We start from the raw sequence: 17,469 nt of genomic DNA, 5'->3' as shown, positions 1-17,469 counted from the left end.
CGAATTTAAAATAGTAGATATATGGAAATTCTTTTACTCGGAATATATGGGTTTTTCGCCTGGCTTATCTTTTTTAAATTTAAATGGCTTCCTTGGAATACCACCTCGCAAGTTATCACTTATACCATTCCCGTGGTATTGATCGGTATTTTAATACTTTTTTTGAATTTATACGCACCTTCTTCTCATGATGTTCGGGTAATTAATTATACGGTAGAAATTGTTCCTTCTGTGACTGGACAAGTAATCGAAGTTCCGGTTGAACCGAATTCGCATGTAAAAAAAGGAGATGTATTGTTTCGAATTGATCCTACTCCATTTCAAAATGAAATTAAAAATTTAGAAGCTACCATTCCCAATTTAGCAGCCAAAATCATTAGCGCACAATATTATAACCGAGAGCTAAGTGCCCAACTTAATTCGGCCTCCGATCAAATCAATGTTGTGAATGCTAAATACGAACTCGCCAAAAAAAGATATTCACAAACCAAAGCATTGGCTGAATCTGGCGCAGGAACGAAATTTGACTTTGAACAAGCCGCCGCTAATTTAAAAGATCTAGAAGCACAATTAGGTGTATCAAAAGCAGCAAAAACACAGATAATCGAAAAGATGTCGGCGAAGTCCAGTACGGGAGAATTATCCGAAGTGGCACAAGCAAGAGCGAATTTGGCACAAGCAAAATCTCAAATTGAACAAGCAAAATGGAGGCTCGAACAAACTGTTTATCGTGCCCCAGCCGATGGAAGAGTAATAAATTTACAATTACGAGAAGGTGCCATGGCAGTACAATTACCCCTAAAACCGGTGATGAGTTTTGTAGAAGATGAACAATATATTGTGGCTTTATACGAACAAAATGAATTGCGAATGGTAGAACCGGGTAATGAAGCAGAGATTGCGCTACGCACACACCCCAATCAAATAATAAAATGTGAAGTTGAAAAAATTGTTTGGGCTACAAGCGACGGACAAGTTCGTATGAACGGAATAATCCCTCAAACAGGAGAACATCCACCAGCCGAGGAAAATCGCTTTGCAGTCCGATTAAAAGTAACCGACCATGATAAAGATACCTTTTTAGCCGCTGGAGCAGTAGGTGCTGGCGCTATTTATACCGAACACGGAAAAATAATACATTTGGTACGTAAGGTAATTGTGCGTGTTTCTACAAAAATGGATTGGTTGATCCTTAAACTTCACTAATGCAAAAACCAAGCAAACATAACATTCAGACATTCAGCGCGCAATTTGGAAAAACTTTACTAGTATTTTCCGTTTTGCTAGCCTTTTCTTGTAGAGTAAAAACGCCACCAAAATCAGAAGACTTACAAGAAATTGCCTTTACGAACTTTGCTCTTCCTTCCACTTGGAAAAGTGCGCCTACTGATGCCGTTATTAATGATACAACAGCTGTTGCTCAGAATTGGCTTGGCGATTTCAATGATCCTGTACTTGACTCTTTGGTTGCCGAAGCACTTCGTTATAATCCCGATTTATTAATTGGGAGTTCCAGAATCGAACAATCCGAGGGTTACGTTGCTTTATCAAAGGCTGCCTTACGACCTGCCTTAAACTTATTAGGTCGAGGTGGCACAAATATGGCACAAGATTTCAGCATGGGAATAACGGGAGTACTTTTAAGCGCTTCTTGGGAAATTGATTTATGGGGAAAATTACGGAATGCAAAAGCAGCTTCTATTGCTAATTATGATGCTACAGTTGAAAGTTACCATGCGGCTCAACTTTCAATCGCAGCAGCCGTAGTGCGAAATTGGTACAATGCCGCCGAAATTTATCAAGAATTGTTACTAGCTCAAGAAATGGTTAAAACCAATAACCAATTAGCCGATTTGGCAAAAAAAAGATTCGACATTGGTATTGGCAATCAAATAGATTATGAAATTGCAAAAGCCAATTTAAGTTCAACCAACGATGGACTTCAAAAAATGCAATTGGCATACAACAATCAAATTAGAGCCTTAGAAATTTTGATAGGTCGCTATCCAGGTGCAGAATTAGAAACAACTAAAAACTTAGCTATTATAGAAAATGAAATTCCAGCCGGTATTCCATTGCAAATGCTAGAAAGAAGACCCGATTTAAAAGCTGCACAAAAACGCTTTGAGGCCGCTTTTCATAAAGTTGAAGAAGCAAAAGCCAATCGATTACCCAATTTGAAATTAACTGCCAATTTTGGAGAGCTTACCAGCTCTTTCTTAAACTTGAAATCTGATTTTGAAAACCCCGTTTCGGGAGCTGGAGGTATTGCCAGTTTTCCGATTTATCAAGGTGGCGGAATAAAAGCATCTATTGCTATTAGAACTTCAGAACAAAAACAAGCGGTTTACGAATATTCCAAAGTAGTATTAAATGCCTTTAATGATGTTGAAAACGCACTAAATAGCACGCAAATTCTCCTTCAAAGGGAAAAATTCCTTTCCTCAGCCGTTACAAGCAGTCAAAAAGCATTTGAGTTAGAAAAACAGTTATACGAAGTAGGAAAAACCGATATGCGCTCTGTATCGCAACAGCAATTAAGTCTATATGCCAGCAAACTAACCCTCTTACGAGTACAAAACGAAAAAATCACACAACGCGTCAATTTGTATCTTGCGTTAGGAGGCAGCTTATAATACTTTAATAATCAAAGTTCTATTTCGATATTTAAACCCATTTAAAAACTATTAACAAACTTCAAGCTTTTGAAATTTGTTAAAAAAACGTACTTTTGCAACCGCAATGTTGTGAAGGCAACATTTTTTATATTTATTCTCAACTTAAATTCGTTTATAGCATGCAACTGTACAACACTTTAAGCGCAGAAGAAAGAGCCATCATGATTGATGATGCCGGAAAACAACGACTCACGTTGTCTTTCTATGCTTATGCGCACATTCAAAATCCAACTCAATTTCGTAACGACTTATTCATTGCTTGGAATCCGCTTGAGGTTTTAGGTCGAATTTATGTGGCCAACGAAGGAATTAATGCGCAATTATCTGTTCCTGCCGATCATTTTTATGCTTTTAAAGAGACTATTGAAGCCTATGATTTCATGAAAGGTATTCGGTTGAATGTTGCCGTAGAGCACGACGATCATTCGTTTTTAAAACTCACTATAAAAGTCCGCGATAAAATTGTTGCCGATGGTTTAAACGATGCCACTTTTGACGTAACCAACAAAGGCGTTCACTTAAAAGCAAAAGAATTCAACGAAATACTTGAAGACCCCGATACCATTGTAGTCGATTTTAGAAACCACTACGAAAGCGAAGTAGGTCATTTTAAAGGCGCCATTACTCCCGATGTGGAAACCTTTCGCGAAAGTCTGCCTATCATCAACGAACAATTACAAAATCACAAAGAAGACAAAAACTTAGTGATGTATTGTACTGGCGGAATTAGATGCGAAAAGGCCAGCGCGTATTTCAAACATCAAGGTTTTAAAAAAGTATACCAATTAGAGGGCGGAATTATTAATTATGCCAAACAAATAAAAGAAGAAGGTTTAGAAAGCAAATTCATTGGTAAAAACTTTGTATTTGATAACCGTTTGGGCGAACGTATTACCGAAGATATTATTTCGCAATGTCACCAATGCGGAAAACCATGTGACAATCATACCAATTGCGCAAATGATGGTTGTCATTTGTTGTTTATTCAATGTGATGATTGTAAAGCTGCAATGGAAAATTGTTGCTCAACTACTTGCCAAGAAACCATTCATTTGTCTGCCGAAGAACAATTACAATTGCGCCGTGGCAAACAAGTTGGAAATAAAGTTTTTAGAAAAGGAAAATCGGAAGTACTGACTTTTAAAAACAATTCCGAAATTCCAGCAAAAATCAATGAATCGGCTGAAGAAATAAATATCGAAAAACCTAAAAAAATAAAAAAACTAATTTTAGGTCGAGGTACCCATTTTTTTCCAAAAGCATCGATTGGTCAGTTTTTAATCGAATCGAATGAGATTAAAATTGGCGATCAATTGTTAATTAAAGGAAAAACTACTGGTGAAGAAGTGATTACGGTTTCCGAATTAATAGTAAACGGAAAAGAGGCTTCGACTGCAAAACCGGGTGATTCGGTTACTTTCAAACTCCCGTTCCGAATTCGTTTATCGGACAAATTATACAAAGTTTTAAACTAAAAAAGGTAAAAACAATAAAAGCACAAGATCAAATTTTGTGCTTTTATTGTATAATTATTTATTGAAAAATTTTCAGACCTGCAAAAACCGTTCTAGGTAAAGCAGGGCTATACACATAATTACTATCTCTATTTTTTCCGATATCAAAATCCGATTGGTATTGATCGAAGATATTTTTTATTCCGCCATACATTTCAAAATTAAGTCCGAATTTCTTCGAAGTAATGACATAGCCAATTTTAGTATTTAGTTCTGAAAAATGAGGCGTTATAACCATTTCGTCTGTATTTTGATTTGGTGCACCAGCAAAATGGGCCACTTTCATGACTCCCGTAAAAACATAATTCAGATTAAAATTCCATCTTGAATTCGGAGTAAAAGTTAAGACTCCAAATCCATACTGATTGGGTGTTCTCAAAAATTCGGCGGTAGGCGAAACACCTTCTATATAAGAAACCGGCTGATCATAAACACTTGATTGAAGGGTAAAACCTGTTTCGATTTGAATTTTTCGATTGTAATTGGCGCGTAATTCTAGGGTTGCTCCTTTAACAAAAGCATCTGGTCCGTTTTGTTTTTCGAATACTTCTCCAAATGCATCCGTTCCAATATTTTGAAGAACAAACGCCTTTTTTAAATGCGTATAAAAACCTTCCAAAGTAAAACCAGCTACCCAATTACTTGTTGCTTTATCATAGTTAATTGAGGCACTAAAACTTTCGGAGCGCTCTTCTTTTAAATCTGGATCATAAATCACGCGCGAAACCCCTCCTCCTGCAAAAGCAATATGCAAATCAGTATCAAAAGCTTGAGGAGCCCGAAAACCGGTTCCGAAACTAAATCGGAATTGAGTATTGTCTTTTAACTTATACAAGAGCGCCAATCGCGGACTCACAATCACATGTTCAACTAAATTATGGTGATCCAATCGAATTCCGGACAACAAATCCAACTCTGGCGTGATTTCCCAATCACTTTGAAAAAAACCACCGAAATCTTTAGTATGCTGATCCACTACATACTGGTACGCCTTGATTTCATCAAAAACGTTATCCGAAATATACTCGGTTCCTAAAGTCAAAACATTCGTCCCGTTAAAAAAAGAATTGATTTTATGATTCCACTGCAAACCACCTTGGAGCGTTTGGGTGTTCGAAATACCGTAAGGGGGTTGTAGCAGATGTTTTTCGATAGCTATGGGATCATCAGGAAAAACGCCCGTATAATGATTCCGATTCGTGTTTTGCCAAGCCGTATAAGCAATTAACGTATTTTTTTTATCTTCAAAATTAATTTGATAATCCAAACTTCCCAACCAAATTTTATGATTTCTTTCTTCCGATTGCTGGGTTAAATAAGCCGGTTCCGTTACCATTTCACCTCCAAATCGGTATTCATTCAAGTGGCTAATACTCCCTTCTATTTTTTGGTTTTCTGATGGAAGTACAAAAAAATTAATTCCAAACGAATTGTTATTTATTTTCGGAATTTCAGAGAAATTATCGCCATTGGCATCATAAAAATCCCGATTTCGATGACTCAAAAATAAAGAGATACCTGCGTTTTCGGCCTCGTTAACCAAAGTCGTATTCGCATTTAAATTAAAATCAGGACTATTTCCTTTTATGTTATAATAAGTAGAATTGAGTTCGAATGCATTTTTTTTGGGCACTTTCGTAATCACATTTACCGTTCCGCCAATAGCGCTAGAACCATACAAGGATGAACCTCCTCCCCGTACTACTTCGATGCGTTCAATCATGTTTACCGGCAATTGCTCCATTCCGTACAAACCCATTAACGGACTAAAAATAGGGCGACCATTTATTAAAATCTGCGAATAACCGCCTGCCAAACCGTTCATTCTTAATTGCGTATAATTACAGGTTTGACAATCCGTTTCTACTCGTAAACCTGGCTGAAATTTTAAACCTTCAGACAAATTGCAAACCTGCAAATTACTCAAATCTTTACTATCTAAAAGCGTAACCATCACCGGGCTTTGGGTTTTTCGTTTAAAAGTTTTGGTGCCCGTTACTACTATTTCATCTAAATAATTTGTGTTTTGAGGCACAATCGAGTCTTTTTGTTGACCGTATACACCTGACATAGAACACATAAAAACTAACAAAACTTTATTTTTCATTAAATCTTAATTTATTTTTAGACAAAGCTAAAAATTAAATTACAATAACAAAATTATATTCTTATATTTGCTTTAACAATTTTTACCAAATGACTAAATCATTAGAAGAAGTTAACCAATCCGTTGCTACTCAACATAAAAAAACCGGTTTCCGAAAAATATTAGCCTTTTTAGGCCCTGCTTATTTGGTAAGTGTGGGTTATATGGATCCCGGAAATTGGGCTACCGATATTGCGGGTGGTAGTCAGTTTGGATATTCTTTACTTTGGGTATTGCTAATGAGTAATTTAATGGCCTTGTTACTGCAAAGTTTAAGTGCCCGATTGGGAATTGTAACCCAACGCGATTTGGCTCAAGCATCTAGGGAAACCTATTCTAAATACATCAATTACATTTTATATTTTTTGGCGGAAATTGCCATTGCTGCCTGCGATTTAGCCGAAGTTTTAGGTATGGCAATCGGAATCAATTTGCTTTTTGGAATTCCGTTGATTGAAGGCGTTTTAATAACGGTTTTGGACACTTTTTTACTGCTATTTTTAATTAACAAAGGCATTCGAAAAATGGAAGCTTTTATTATTGCATTGGTAGCCATCATTGGATTTTCGTTTGTTTTTGAAATGATTTTTGCCGAACCCCAAATGGATCAAATTGTTGCAGGATTGGTTCCTTCTATTCCCAATTCGGCGGCGCTGTATATTGCCATTGGAATAATTGGCGCAACGGTAATGCCTCATAATTTGTATTTACATTCATCTTTGGTTCAAACCCGAAAATTTGATCGAAGCAAAGCCGGAATCAAGCAAGCATTGAAATACAATTTAATCGATTCGACCATCGCCTTAAACCTTGCTTTTTTTGTAAATGCCGCCATTTTGATATTAGCCGCTGCTACTTTTTATAAAAATGGGATGTTTGAAGTGGCCGAAATTCAAGATGCACATCAATTTCTAGAACCTCTTTTGGGCACTAAATGGGCACCCGTTTTATTTGCTGTTGCGTTAATTGCAGCAGGACAAAGCTCTACCGTAACAGGAACATTAGCCGGTCAAATTATCATGGAAGGTTATTTGCATTTGCGTATTCAACCTTGGGTGCGTCGCATTATGACGCGTTTAATTGCCATTGTCCCAGCTGTTGTAGTCATTACCATTTATGGCGAAAGTGTCACGGGTAAATTACTTATTTTTAGTCAAGTTATACTGAGTTTACAATTGGGGTTTGCTATCATTCCGTTGATTCATTTTGTGAGTGATAAATCCAAAATGAACGGTTTTCATATCAACAAAATCACACAAATAGCAGCTTGGATTATTGCTTCAATCATTGTTTCTTTAAATATAAAATTAGTTTACGACGAAATTGTAGGCTGGCTCGATTCCTCCGAAAACCCCGTTGCACTTTGGGTTACCGTAGTACCTTTAGCTATTGCATTTTTGGTTTTGTTGTTTTACATCATAATCAATCCGTTTGTAGCGAAGATAAAATCAAGAATGCACAACCACTCACCACATGCTTTGAACATTCAGTTTTCGGAACAAAAAATAAAACACCACCATCAGATAGCCATTTCGGTGGATTTTTCCCAAGCCGATGAAACTGCGCTGAACAATGCTTTTAAATTGGGCGGAATTGAAGCGCAATACACACTAATTCATATTGTTGAAACTGTTAACGCCTTGTTTTACGGACACGAAACAGACGATCACGAAACCAGTATAGACGAAAAATTGCTAAAAGAATACCAAGAGTTATTAAGCTCAAAAGGATTTAAAATCGAAACCGAATTGGGATTTGGCAAACCGCATAAAGTAATTCCCGAAATCATCAACAAAGGCCATTTTGATGTATTGGTCATGGGAACTCATGGCCACACCGGAATCAAAGATTTGATTTTCGGAACCACCGTTAACCAACTCCGTCACAAAATTTCGATACCTTTGTTTATTGTTAAAAAGTAGCTCGGCTTCTTCCAAATTTGAAAAGCCTTAACTTACAATCCGCAAATAATGACTTTCTCAGAAGAAAACTACCTTAAGGCCATTTATCATTTAACCAGCCATTCCAATTCGGGTGTTAGTACGAACGCGATTGCAGAAATGATGGAAACCAAAGCTTCATCGGTGACCGATATGCTCAAAAAATTATCCGATAAGGATTTTGTAAATTATAAAAAATACCAAGGTGTTTCTTTGACCGAATCGGGAAAATTAGAAGCCAAAATGATTGTTCGTAAACACCGTTTATGGGAAGTTTTTTTGGTAGAAAAGTTGGATTTTTCATGGGATGAAGTACACGAAATTGCCGAACAATTGGAACACATCAAATCGGAAAAATTAATCAATAAATTAGATGATTTTTTAGGCAATCCAACCGAAGACCCACATGGCGACCCAATTCCAGACGCAAAAGGACGTATTATTGCCATCGAAAAACAATTACTATCGGAATTAGTACCCCATCAATCCGGCGTTTGTGTAGGCGTAAAAGACACTTCTTCGGCTTTTTTAAAATACCTCGACAAACAAGAAATTGCGTTGGGTTCTACAATCGATTTTATTTCAAAAGAAACCTTTGATTTATCGTTAAAAATTAAAGTCGACGGAAAAGAACTTACCATTTCTAACAAAATTGCCTCTAACCTATTTGTCAAATTACTTTAAATAGTAATGATTATAAATAAAAAGTCAGGATTTCATCGTGTTGAAATCCTGACTTTTTTGCTTGTCCTCTATTTGCAAAATTACACGCCCAATTTTTTGGCTAAATCCGAAGGAATTCCGCCTTTGTTTACCATCAAAGCAGTTGTTTTGTATTTTACGAAATTTTTAGTCACAAATAAAAACCCTTGGTAATCGTTGGTGGCACCCCATGAATTTTTAACGATATAATATTCTTTACCCGATTGGTCTTTTGCTAAACCGATAATGTGCATGGCGTGATCATCGGTTGTTTGGTAGTTATCAAAAGCTTGCTGACGCATTTCTGGTGTAATATCAAGCTCCTGTTTTGGTCCATTAAACATGTCTTTTTTCTCCTCTTCGGACATATCATCAAACTTTTTGGTTGGAACATACGCAAAACCATTTTTCCAACTAAAACTTTTTTCACTTACATCGGTAGCCCAAGCAACGGTATATCCTTTTTTCAAAGCATTATCAATTACATCGGTCATTTCGTTCATTTTGATGTTGTACACTTGATCAAAAGACCAATTGTCTGGCACCATCAACATCGTTTTTTGATAATAGGGCGCATTGGTAAACGAAGACATTTCGATATAATCATCTGGATTAATTCCTACTACTTCTTTCGCAAAAGATTGCGGTGTATATTCTTTCCCTTTGTAATTGAATTTTTCAGGAACTTCGCCCAAATACGAATCGATAACAGCCGTATATGCTTTTTGCCAATTTGGAGTCAAAGTTCCGTTTGGATTTTTAACCACAGCACTTAAAACACCTTCAATCATGGCAGCCATTTCGGCAAATTTGTTTTTATCGGTTCCATAATTTAAACCGGTATATACTTCGCGAGGAACTGCTCCGTACTTTCGAAACATGTTGATAACATCGTGTGTTTCGCCACCATCTCCTAAAGAAACAGCACCGTGCATACGCACATAATTTATTCCTTTTTCGACATATACATTTCTGGCCGAAAATATTTGCGACAACTCAACCGGTTGTTTGCCCATGCGAATCATTTCCGATTCTAAATACGAATTGGTCGCATAACTCCAACAAGTCCCCGATGAACCTTGACTTTTTACAGAAGTAGTTCCTAAATTAATTTGTTCGGTAAATTTGAAACTGTTTTTGCTGTTGTCGCTTGCATTTAATTTAAGTGAATTCACCAAAATGTCCTGCGCGTTAACCGAGCCACAACTGAATAAAAACACAGTTGCAAGACCAAGGGTTTGCATTAGATTTTTTTTCATAATAATTTGATAATAGAAAATTTAATAAGCACATTTGAATTAGTATTGCAAAACAATTAAAAATAAATCAATTTGGTCACTTTTTTAACAAAATAGATTAACGAAGTAAGAAAATCATTGCGAAAAATGCATTCCGATTCGTTTTCACAAAATCATAATACACTGTTAACAGTTAGTTTTTTGTAACAAAAAAGTATAAATTCGTCAAATATTCAAAAATGAACTAAAACACTACGTATGGCTAGTATAAAACCTTTGTATGTATCTGCTTTTATTGCCTTAGCATTAGCAGGTTGTGGTGCCGGAAAACAAGCTGCCGTTTCGGCCGTTCCTATGAACCAAACAGCTCCTGAAGTAATCGTTAAAAAAGCCCCGCTTTCTGATAATGAACTCAAGCGTTGGAGTCATTTAGACTTAACAAAAGATACCATTCCGGGTATGAGCGTAGATAAAGCCTATGCCGAATTATTAACCGGAAAAACGGGTCAAAAAGTAATCGTTGGAATTGTAGATTCGGGTGTAGATATTGAACACGAAGATTTAAAAGGAGTAATTTGGACCAATACAAAAGAAGTTCCAGGAAATGGAATTGACGATGATAAAAACGGATTTGTTGATGATATTCATGGTTGGAATTTTTTAGGCGATGCTGTTGATGAAAATCTTGAAATGACTCGAATCGTGAAAAAAGGCGATGACGGATCGCAACAATACAAAGATGCTTTGGCTGCTTATGACAAAAAATACAGCAAAGCAATGGAAGACAAACAACAAGTAGACTTTTTATTGAATACCAACAAATCGATTCAAACTTACCTGAAAAAAGACCATTATACTATTGAGGATTTGAATGCGATTTCGACTACCGATCCGAGCTTAAATCGCGACAAAATGATCATGAGCCGTATTTTAGAAAATGCAGGACCTGATTTTGAAAGTGGCTTAAACGATTATAAAGAATACGTTTACAACCAGTTGAATTTTAATTTAAATAAAGAATTTGACGGCAGAAAAATCGTAGGCGACAATCCAGAAGAACTTAAAGACACCCACTACGGAAATAACGTTGTTTTTGGACCTGACAAAGAAAAAGCGTTACACGGTACACACGTTGCCGGAATCATAGCGCAAGTTCGTGGTAATGATTTAGGTGGAGACGGAGTGGCATCGGCAAATGTGGAAATCATGACCGTTCGCGCCGTACCCGATGGAGACGAATACGATAAAGACATTGCTTTAGCCATTCGTTACGCAGTAGATAATGGTGCAAAAGTAATCAACGGAAGTTTCGGAAAAAGTTTTTCTCCACATAAAGACTGGGTTTACGATGCTATAAAATACGCGGCCAAAAAAGACGTTTTAATTGTTCACGCTGCCGGAAATGATGGCTATAATATTGATGAAAAACAAAACATCAATTATCCTAATGATTCGGAAGATAACATTAAAGAATTTGCCGATAACGTAATTACTATTGGTGCGATTAACAAAACTTACGGACAAGATGTTGTGGCCGATTTTTCAAATTTCGGAAAGATTAATGTCGATGTTTTTGCTCCTGGTGAAGAAATTTACGCCACTGTGCCCAACAACAAATACAAATATTTACAAGGAACGTCAATGGCGTCGCCTAACGCAGCAGGTGTTGCCGCTTTAATTCGTTCGTATTATCCAAAATTAACAGCTCCTCAAGTAAAACACATCTTAATGAATTCGGGCGTTTTATTGCCAAATAATGTAGCTTTAGGTGAAAATAGCGAAATCAAACCTGCTTCAGAATCTTCTAAAACAGCGCGCATGGTCAATGCTTATTATGCCTTACAAATGGCCGAAAAAATGTCAAAAAAATAAAAAATAAAAACCTATTAATCCGATGGAAGAGCGAACTGCTCTTCCATTTTTATTATTAAAATAATCATGCAAAAAATTATTTTACTTTCTATTTTGAATCTGAGTTTTACCGCAGCTTTTGCCCAAAGTGCTCCTTATTGGCAACAGCACGTCGATTACAAAATGGAAGTATCGATGGACATAAAAACCTATCAATACAAAGGAAAACAAGAATTAATTTATACCAATAATTCGCCAGATACGTTACGTAAAGTTTATTATCATTTGTATCCAAATGCTTTTCAACCAGGAAGCGAAATGGATGCCCGTTTGCATTCGATAAAAGATCCCGATGGCCGAATGGTAACTAAAGTAAAAGACGCCGATGGAAAAGAGATAAAACAAAGCCGAATTGAGACATTGCAACCAAAGGAAATTGGTTTTTTAAAAATTACCGATTTTAAACAAGATGGTGTTGCGGCTCAAACCAACACTTCGGGTACCATTTTAGAAGTAACCTTAGCTAAACCCATTTTACCCAATTCTAAAACCACTTTCACGTTAAATTTCGATGGTCAGGTTCCTGTCCAAATTCGCCGTTCAGGAAGAAATAACAAAGAAGGCATTGAACTTTCGATGTCGCAATGGTATCCAAAATTAGCCGAGTTTGATTTTGAAGGCTGGCACGCCGATCCTTACATCGCAAGAGAATTTCATGGTGTTTGGGGAAATTTCGATGTAAAAATCACCATCGATAAAGCATATACAATTGGCGGTTCGGGTTATTTGCAAGATAAAAATACAATCGGTCATGGTTACGAAGATGCTGGTGTAACGGTTACCTATCCTAAAAAAGCAAAAACGTTAACTTGGCATTTTATCGCACCAAATGTACACGATTTTACTTGGGCTGCTGACAAAGAATACACTCATGATGTTGTAAAAGGACCAAATGATGTTGATTTACACTTCTTTTATAAAAATGATCCCAAAACTACTGCAAACTGGAAACAGCTTGAACCATTAATGGTTAAAGTAATGGATTATTACAATCATAGAGTAGGTCAATATCCATACAAACAATACTCTTTTATTCAGGGTGGCGATGGCGGAATGGAGTATGCGATGTGTACCTTGATGTTAGGAAGCGGAACTTTGCAAGGAATTTTAGGAACAGCAACACATGAGTTAGGACACTCATGGTTTCAACATATTTTGGCTTCAAACGAATCGAAACATCCTTGGATGGACGAAGGCTTTACAACGTACATAGAAGACAGCGCCTTAAATGAATTGCAAGGCGATCAAAAAGAGGCAAACCCATTTAAAGGAAATTATGCCGCGTACTACAGTTTAGTTAATTCCGGAAAAGAGCAACCACAAACTACTCACGGAGATCGTTATGATGAAAATCGTCCTTATAGCATTTCATCTTATGTAAAAGGAAGTCTTTTCCTTTCGCAATTGGAATATGTAATTGGAAAAGAAAATGTAGATGCAACTTTAAAAAGGTATTTTAATGATTTTAAATTCAAACATCCCACGCCAAATGACATTAAAAGAACAGCAGAAAGGGTTTCGGGCGCCGAATTGGATTGGTATTTAACCGATTGGACTCAAACCACCAATACCATTGATTACGGCATTAAAGCAGTTACTGACAATGCCGGAAAAACAACGGTTACTTTAGAAAGAATAGGAAGAATGCCCATGCCAATCGATTTAAAAGTAGCGTATACTGATGGCACTTCGGAGAACTTTTATATTCCTTTACGAATGATGCATTTCGTTAAATCGAATCCGAATCCAAACCAACAAAGAACAGTTTTGGCAGAATGGGCTTGGGCGATGTCAAATTACAGTTTTACAATAGATAAAAACAAATCGGCAATCAAAAAAATCACCATTGACCCAAGCGGATTAATGGCGGATGTGAAAGCTGCCAACAACTTTTTTGAAAATTAAAACAAATCGCATATCAAAATCAAAGCCGTACTTAGTTTACGGCTTTTTTTATGAAATAAAATTAAAACTAAAAAGACCCGTTTTTGTAAGAATTTTTAAATATTTTATGTAATTTTATTACGAAATATTTAACACGCTAAAATAATGGGTATGAAAAAAATATCAAAAATCCTTTTCATTTGCTTTCTGGGAATCTTTAATGGGTTTTCGCAAGAAGACAAAGCCGAGGAAAAAGAGGCAAGCGCTGCTCAGGCTAACAACCCTTTGGCCAATATGACTGCCATAAGTTTTCAAAATTACTATATGTCAAAATTAACCAACGCTCCCGAAGGTTCCTACATGAATACTACTTGGGTTCGTTTTGCAAAACCACTTGCGGCTGGTAAATTTTTACTTCGTGTATCTACTCCGCTGAGCACAGTCGGAATGCCTGATATTAACGGTACTTTGCGCACTACGAGTGGATTAGGAGATATAAATGCTTTTATGTCATACAACTTTGTTTCTAAACCAACTACTACAATGGGTATAGGTCCTTTATTGGCTGCACCAACCGCTACCGACAATGCGTTAGGTTCAGGCAAATGGCAAGCTGGTTTTGCGTATGTTGCCTTTTTTGCTAAATCGCCTGTGTTTCAATATGGTGCTTTGGTTACTTGGCAAACTTCTTTTGCAGGTCACGACGACCGTTCTAAAACCAGTTTAGGTGCCATACAACCGTTTTACTTTTGGCAATTAGGAAAAGGAACTTACTTGAGAGGTGCACCTATTTGGGTATTTGATTTTGCAAATGATAGTTACTCCGTTCCTATCGGAATTGGTGCTGGACAAGTAGTTAAAGTAAACAAAACCATGTTTAACATTTACTTAGAGCCTCAGTTCTCTGCACTTACCGATGGGGTTCAGCCACAATTTCAATTATTAGCAGGTATCAACTTGCAATTTACAGGAGGTTAATTCATACCTTTAATTATAAAAACAAAAAAACCAGTAATTTGTAATTTACTGGTTTTTTTATGTTTTTAAAAGCTCATTTATTTATGTTAATTTCTAACGCGATAAATTACGAGATATACCAAATCCCAATGTATAGCTATCGTAAGCATTCCATCTAAAATCATAATTAAAAGACAAACCTAGCTCCCATTTTTCGCCAATTTCGGTAGACCATTCGTAACCTACTCGGTTTAAAACCAGATTCTCTTCTTTTGCAAATTCAGCTCCCATTCCAAACAAAAAACTACTGTGTTTGGTGGGTTTGTAAATACCCATTAAAGCCGGTGCAATTGGATAACTTCTTTCCAGAATTGCTTCATCGCTATTTAAGTTTTCTTTTACTTCAATTTTTTCGATAATAAAATCAGTATGCAATCCTAAAGCCCATTTTTCAGTAAACCAGCAATTATAATCCAATCCCCAAGCTGGAATCGAAAGCCATTTCCTGCCACCTGATTCAGAAACTCCGGTCGAAATATTAGCATGACTCAACACCAAACCCAAGGTATGCTCAGGAAATTTTTTTGAACCTTCGTTTTCGCTTTCTTGACCAAAAGCCAATAAGCCCGTTGAGAAAAACAGAACAGCGAGTATGTTTTTTTTCATAATTAAAACAATTAGTACTTAAAAAAAGAACAATATACTACGTAAAAGTAAGAAATTTAATTCTTTTAGCTTAAAGATCTTTGGAGATAAAAAATTACATCCATAAAAAAACCGCTTGAAAATCAAACGGTTTTAAAATTATTTACACTACTTTTTTTTATAAATTCTCAAAAAAGTCATTTCCTTTATCATCTGTAATTATAAACGCAGGGAAATCTTTTACGGTGATTTTTCGAACGGCTTCCATTCCTAGTTCTTCAAAATCAACCACTTCTACTTTCAAAATATTATCCTGTGCCAAAATAGCCGCAGGACCACCCACAGAACCCAAATAAAAACCGCCGTATTTGTTACAAGCGTCCATAACTTGTTTAGAGCGATTTCCTTTGGCTAACATGACCATACTTCCGCCGTTTTTTTGAAATTCATCAACATATACATCCATTCGTCCCGCAGTTGTTGGACCAAAACTTCCCGAAGCCATTCCGTCAGGCGTTTTAGCAGGTCCTGCATAATAAACGGGGTGATTTTTAAAATAATCCGGCATTGGTTTTCCGGCATCCAAAAGCTCTTTAATTTTGGCATGCGCTATATCACGAGCTACAATGACAGTCCCGTTAAGTTTTAAACGTGTTTTGATGGGATATTGCGTTAATTTAGCCAAAATAGACTCCATTGGTTGGTTCAAATCAATTTCTACCGGAGCTTCTAAATGAGGTGCTGTTTCAGGTAAAAATTGTTTTGGATTGGTTTCTAACTGCTCCAAAAAGATTCCGTCTTTATTGATTTTTGCTTTGATATTTCGGTCAGCCGAACAAGAAACACCTAATCCAACCGGACAAGAAGCAGCGTGACGTGGCAAACGAATTACGCGAACATCGTGCGTGAAATATTTGCCTCCAAATTGAGCTCCAATAGCACTTTCTTGACAAATTTGTTGTACTCTTTGCTCCCATTCTAAATCACGGAATGCCTGACCTGCCATATTACCCGAAGTAGGCAAATTATCATAATAACCCGCAGACGCTTTTTTTACGGTAGCCAAAGTAGCCTCGGCAGAAGTTCCTCCGATAACCAAAGCCAAATGGTATGGTGGACAAGCCGAAGTACCCAAATCTTTGATTTTTGTACGGATAAAGGCTTCTAATGATTTTTCATTCAATAAAGATTTTGTTTGTTGGTACAAAAAGGTTTTATTAGCCGAACCACCTCCTTTTGCCATAAACAAAAATTCGTAAGAAGCTCCCTTTTTAGCATAAATATCTACTTGCGCCGGAAGATTCGAACCCGAGTTTTTTTCTTCTACCATGGAAATTGGTACAATTTGCGAGTAGCGTAAATTTCGCTTTTGGTAAGTATTAAAAATCCCTTTGCTTAACCATTCGGCATCGTCTACACCGGTGTACACATTTTCGCCTTTTTTAGCCATTACAATAGCCGTTCCAGTATCTTGACAACTTGGTAATTGCCCTTCGGTCGCCACAGAAGCGTTTTGTAACAAATTATAAGCTACAAAACGATCGTTATCGGTAGCTTCGGGATCATCTAAAATGTTTTTTAACTTTTGAAGATGCGATGTACGCAACATAAACGACACATCGGTAAAGGCTTCTTCTGCGAGTAACTCTAATCCTTTTGGGTCAACCGTTATAATTTCGCGATCACCTAATTGTTCCACTTTTACAAAATCAGAAGTAATTTTGCGGTATTGTGTATCATCTTTTAAGATAGGATACGGATCTTGGTATATAAAATCTATCATTTTTTTATTTTTTTACAAAGATAAAAAATAATAACGCCACCCCCTAGTTTTACTACTACGGATTAGCTTAC

At 36.6% G+C, this 17,469-nt stretch carries 12 protein-coding genes; 8 read left to right on the top strand and 4 right to left on the bottom strand.

What is annotated here, in order from left to right:
• Window positions 1-21 precede the first annotated feature (21 nt).
• The 3 genes from I5M07_RS07760 to trhO all read left to right on the top strand — a co-directional run bounded on the left by I5M07_RS07760 (window position 22) and on the right by trhO (window position 4,153).
• Window positions 22-1,206 (top strand): HlyD family secretion protein, encoded by a 1,185-nt coding sequence (locus I5M07_RS07760; RefSeq protein ID WP_200105649.1) that lies wholly within the window; start codon window positions 22-24, stop codon window positions 1,204-1,206.
• Window positions 1,206-2,636, top strand: coding sequence for a TolC family protein (locus I5M07_RS07755; RefSeq protein ID WP_200105648.1), 1,431 nt, complete (start codon window positions 1,206-1,208; stop codon window positions 2,634-2,636). Before I5M07_RS07760 ends, I5M07_RS07755 begins: the two co-directional genes overlap by 1 nt.
• A gap of 161 nt (window positions 2,637-2,797) precedes the next feature.
• Window positions 2,798-4,153 carry an oxygen-dependent tRNA uridine(34) hydroxylase TrhO gene (gene trhO, locus I5M07_RS07750; protein ID WP_200105647.1) on the top strand — a complete coding sequence of 452 codons (1,356 nt, stop codon included), beginning with the start codon at window positions 2,798-2,800 and terminating at the stop codon, window positions 4,151-4,153.
• A gap of 58 nt (window positions 4,154-4,211) precedes the next feature.
• Here trhO and I5M07_RS07745 read toward each other — a convergent pair whose 3' ends face one another.
• Complete coding sequence (locus I5M07_RS07745; RefSeq protein ID WP_200105646.1) at window positions 4,212-6,299, bottom strand: TonB-dependent receptor plug domain-containing protein; 2,088 nt, start codon at window positions 6,297-6,299, stop codon at window positions 4,212-4,214.
• Window positions 6,300-6,388: 89 nt separating this feature from the next.
• Here I5M07_RS07745 and I5M07_RS07740 point away from each other — a divergent pair, with 89 nt between their 5' ends.
• The gene (locus I5M07_RS07740; protein WP_200105645.1) at window positions 6,389-8,260 is read left to right on the top strand and encodes an Nramp family divalent metal transporter; all 1,872 of its coding nucleotides are present in this window, start codon (window positions 6,389-6,391) and stop codon (window positions 8,258-8,260) included.
• Between the two features lie 48 nt (window positions 8,261-8,308).
• On the top strand, window positions 8,309-8,962 hold the full coding sequence (locus I5M07_RS07735) for a metal-dependent transcriptional regulator (protein ID WP_200105644.1): 654 nt from the start codon (window positions 8,309-8,311) through the stop codon (window positions 8,960-8,962).
• An 80-nt stretch (window positions 8,963-9,042) separates the two neighbouring features.
• On the opposite strand, the gene I5M07_RS07730 is transcribed toward I5M07_RS07735, so the two are convergent.
• Window positions 9,043-10,239 (bottom strand): C1 family peptidase, encoded by a 1,197-nt coding sequence (locus tag I5M07_RS07730; RefSeq protein WP_200105643.1) that lies wholly within the window; start codon window positions 10,237-10,239, stop codon window positions 9,043-9,045.
• 237 nt (window positions 10,240-10,476) lie between these two features.
• Here I5M07_RS07730 and I5M07_RS07725 point away from each other — a divergent pair, with 237 nt between their 5' ends.
• The 3 genes from I5M07_RS07725 (at window position 10,477) to I5M07_RS07715 (ending at window position 14,991) form a co-directional block, all read left to right on the top strand.
• Entirely contained in the window at window positions 10,477-12,090 is a 1,614-nt protein-coding gene (locus I5M07_RS07725) for a S8 family peptidase (RefSeq protein WP_200105642.1), read from the top strand.
• A gap of 66 nt (window positions 12,091-12,156) precedes the next feature.
• Complete coding sequence (locus tag I5M07_RS07720) at window positions 12,157-14,034, top strand: M1 family metallopeptidase (RefSeq protein WP_200105641.1); 1,878 nt, start codon at window positions 12,157-12,159, stop codon at window positions 14,032-14,034.
• Between the two features lie 150 nt (window positions 14,035-14,184).
• Entirely contained in the window at window positions 14,185-14,991 is an 807-nt protein-coding gene (locus tag I5M07_RS07715; protein ID WP_233621984.1) for a hypothetical protein, read from the top strand.
• Between the two features lie 93 nt (window positions 14,992-15,084).
• Here the strand turns inward: I5M07_RS07715 and I5M07_RS07710 are convergent, their stop codons facing one another.
• Both I5M07_RS07710 and I5M07_RS07705 read right to left on the bottom strand, forming a co-directional pair.
• Window positions 15,085-15,636 (bottom strand): hypothetical protein, encoded by a 552-nt coding sequence (locus I5M07_RS07710; protein WP_200105639.1) that lies wholly within the window; start codon window positions 15,634-15,636, stop codon window positions 15,085-15,087.
• 157 nt (window positions 15,637-15,793) lie between these two features.
• Window positions 15,794-17,398 carry a fumarate hydratase gene (locus tag I5M07_RS07705; protein WP_200105638.1) on the bottom strand — a complete coding sequence of 535 codons (1,605 nt, stop codon included), beginning with the start codon at window positions 17,396-17,398 and terminating at the stop codon, window positions 15,794-15,796.
• Between the last annotated feature and the right edge of the window lie 71 nt (window positions 17,399-17,469).

It is taken from the genome of Flavobacterium agrisoli, assembly GCF_016522065.1.
In the GTDB taxonomy this organism is placed as follows: domain Bacteria; phylum Bacteroidota; class Bacteroidia; order Flavobacteriales; family Flavobacteriaceae; genus Flavobacterium; species Flavobacterium agrisoli.
This window is presented reverse-complemented; position numbering and strand designations above follow the sequence as displayed.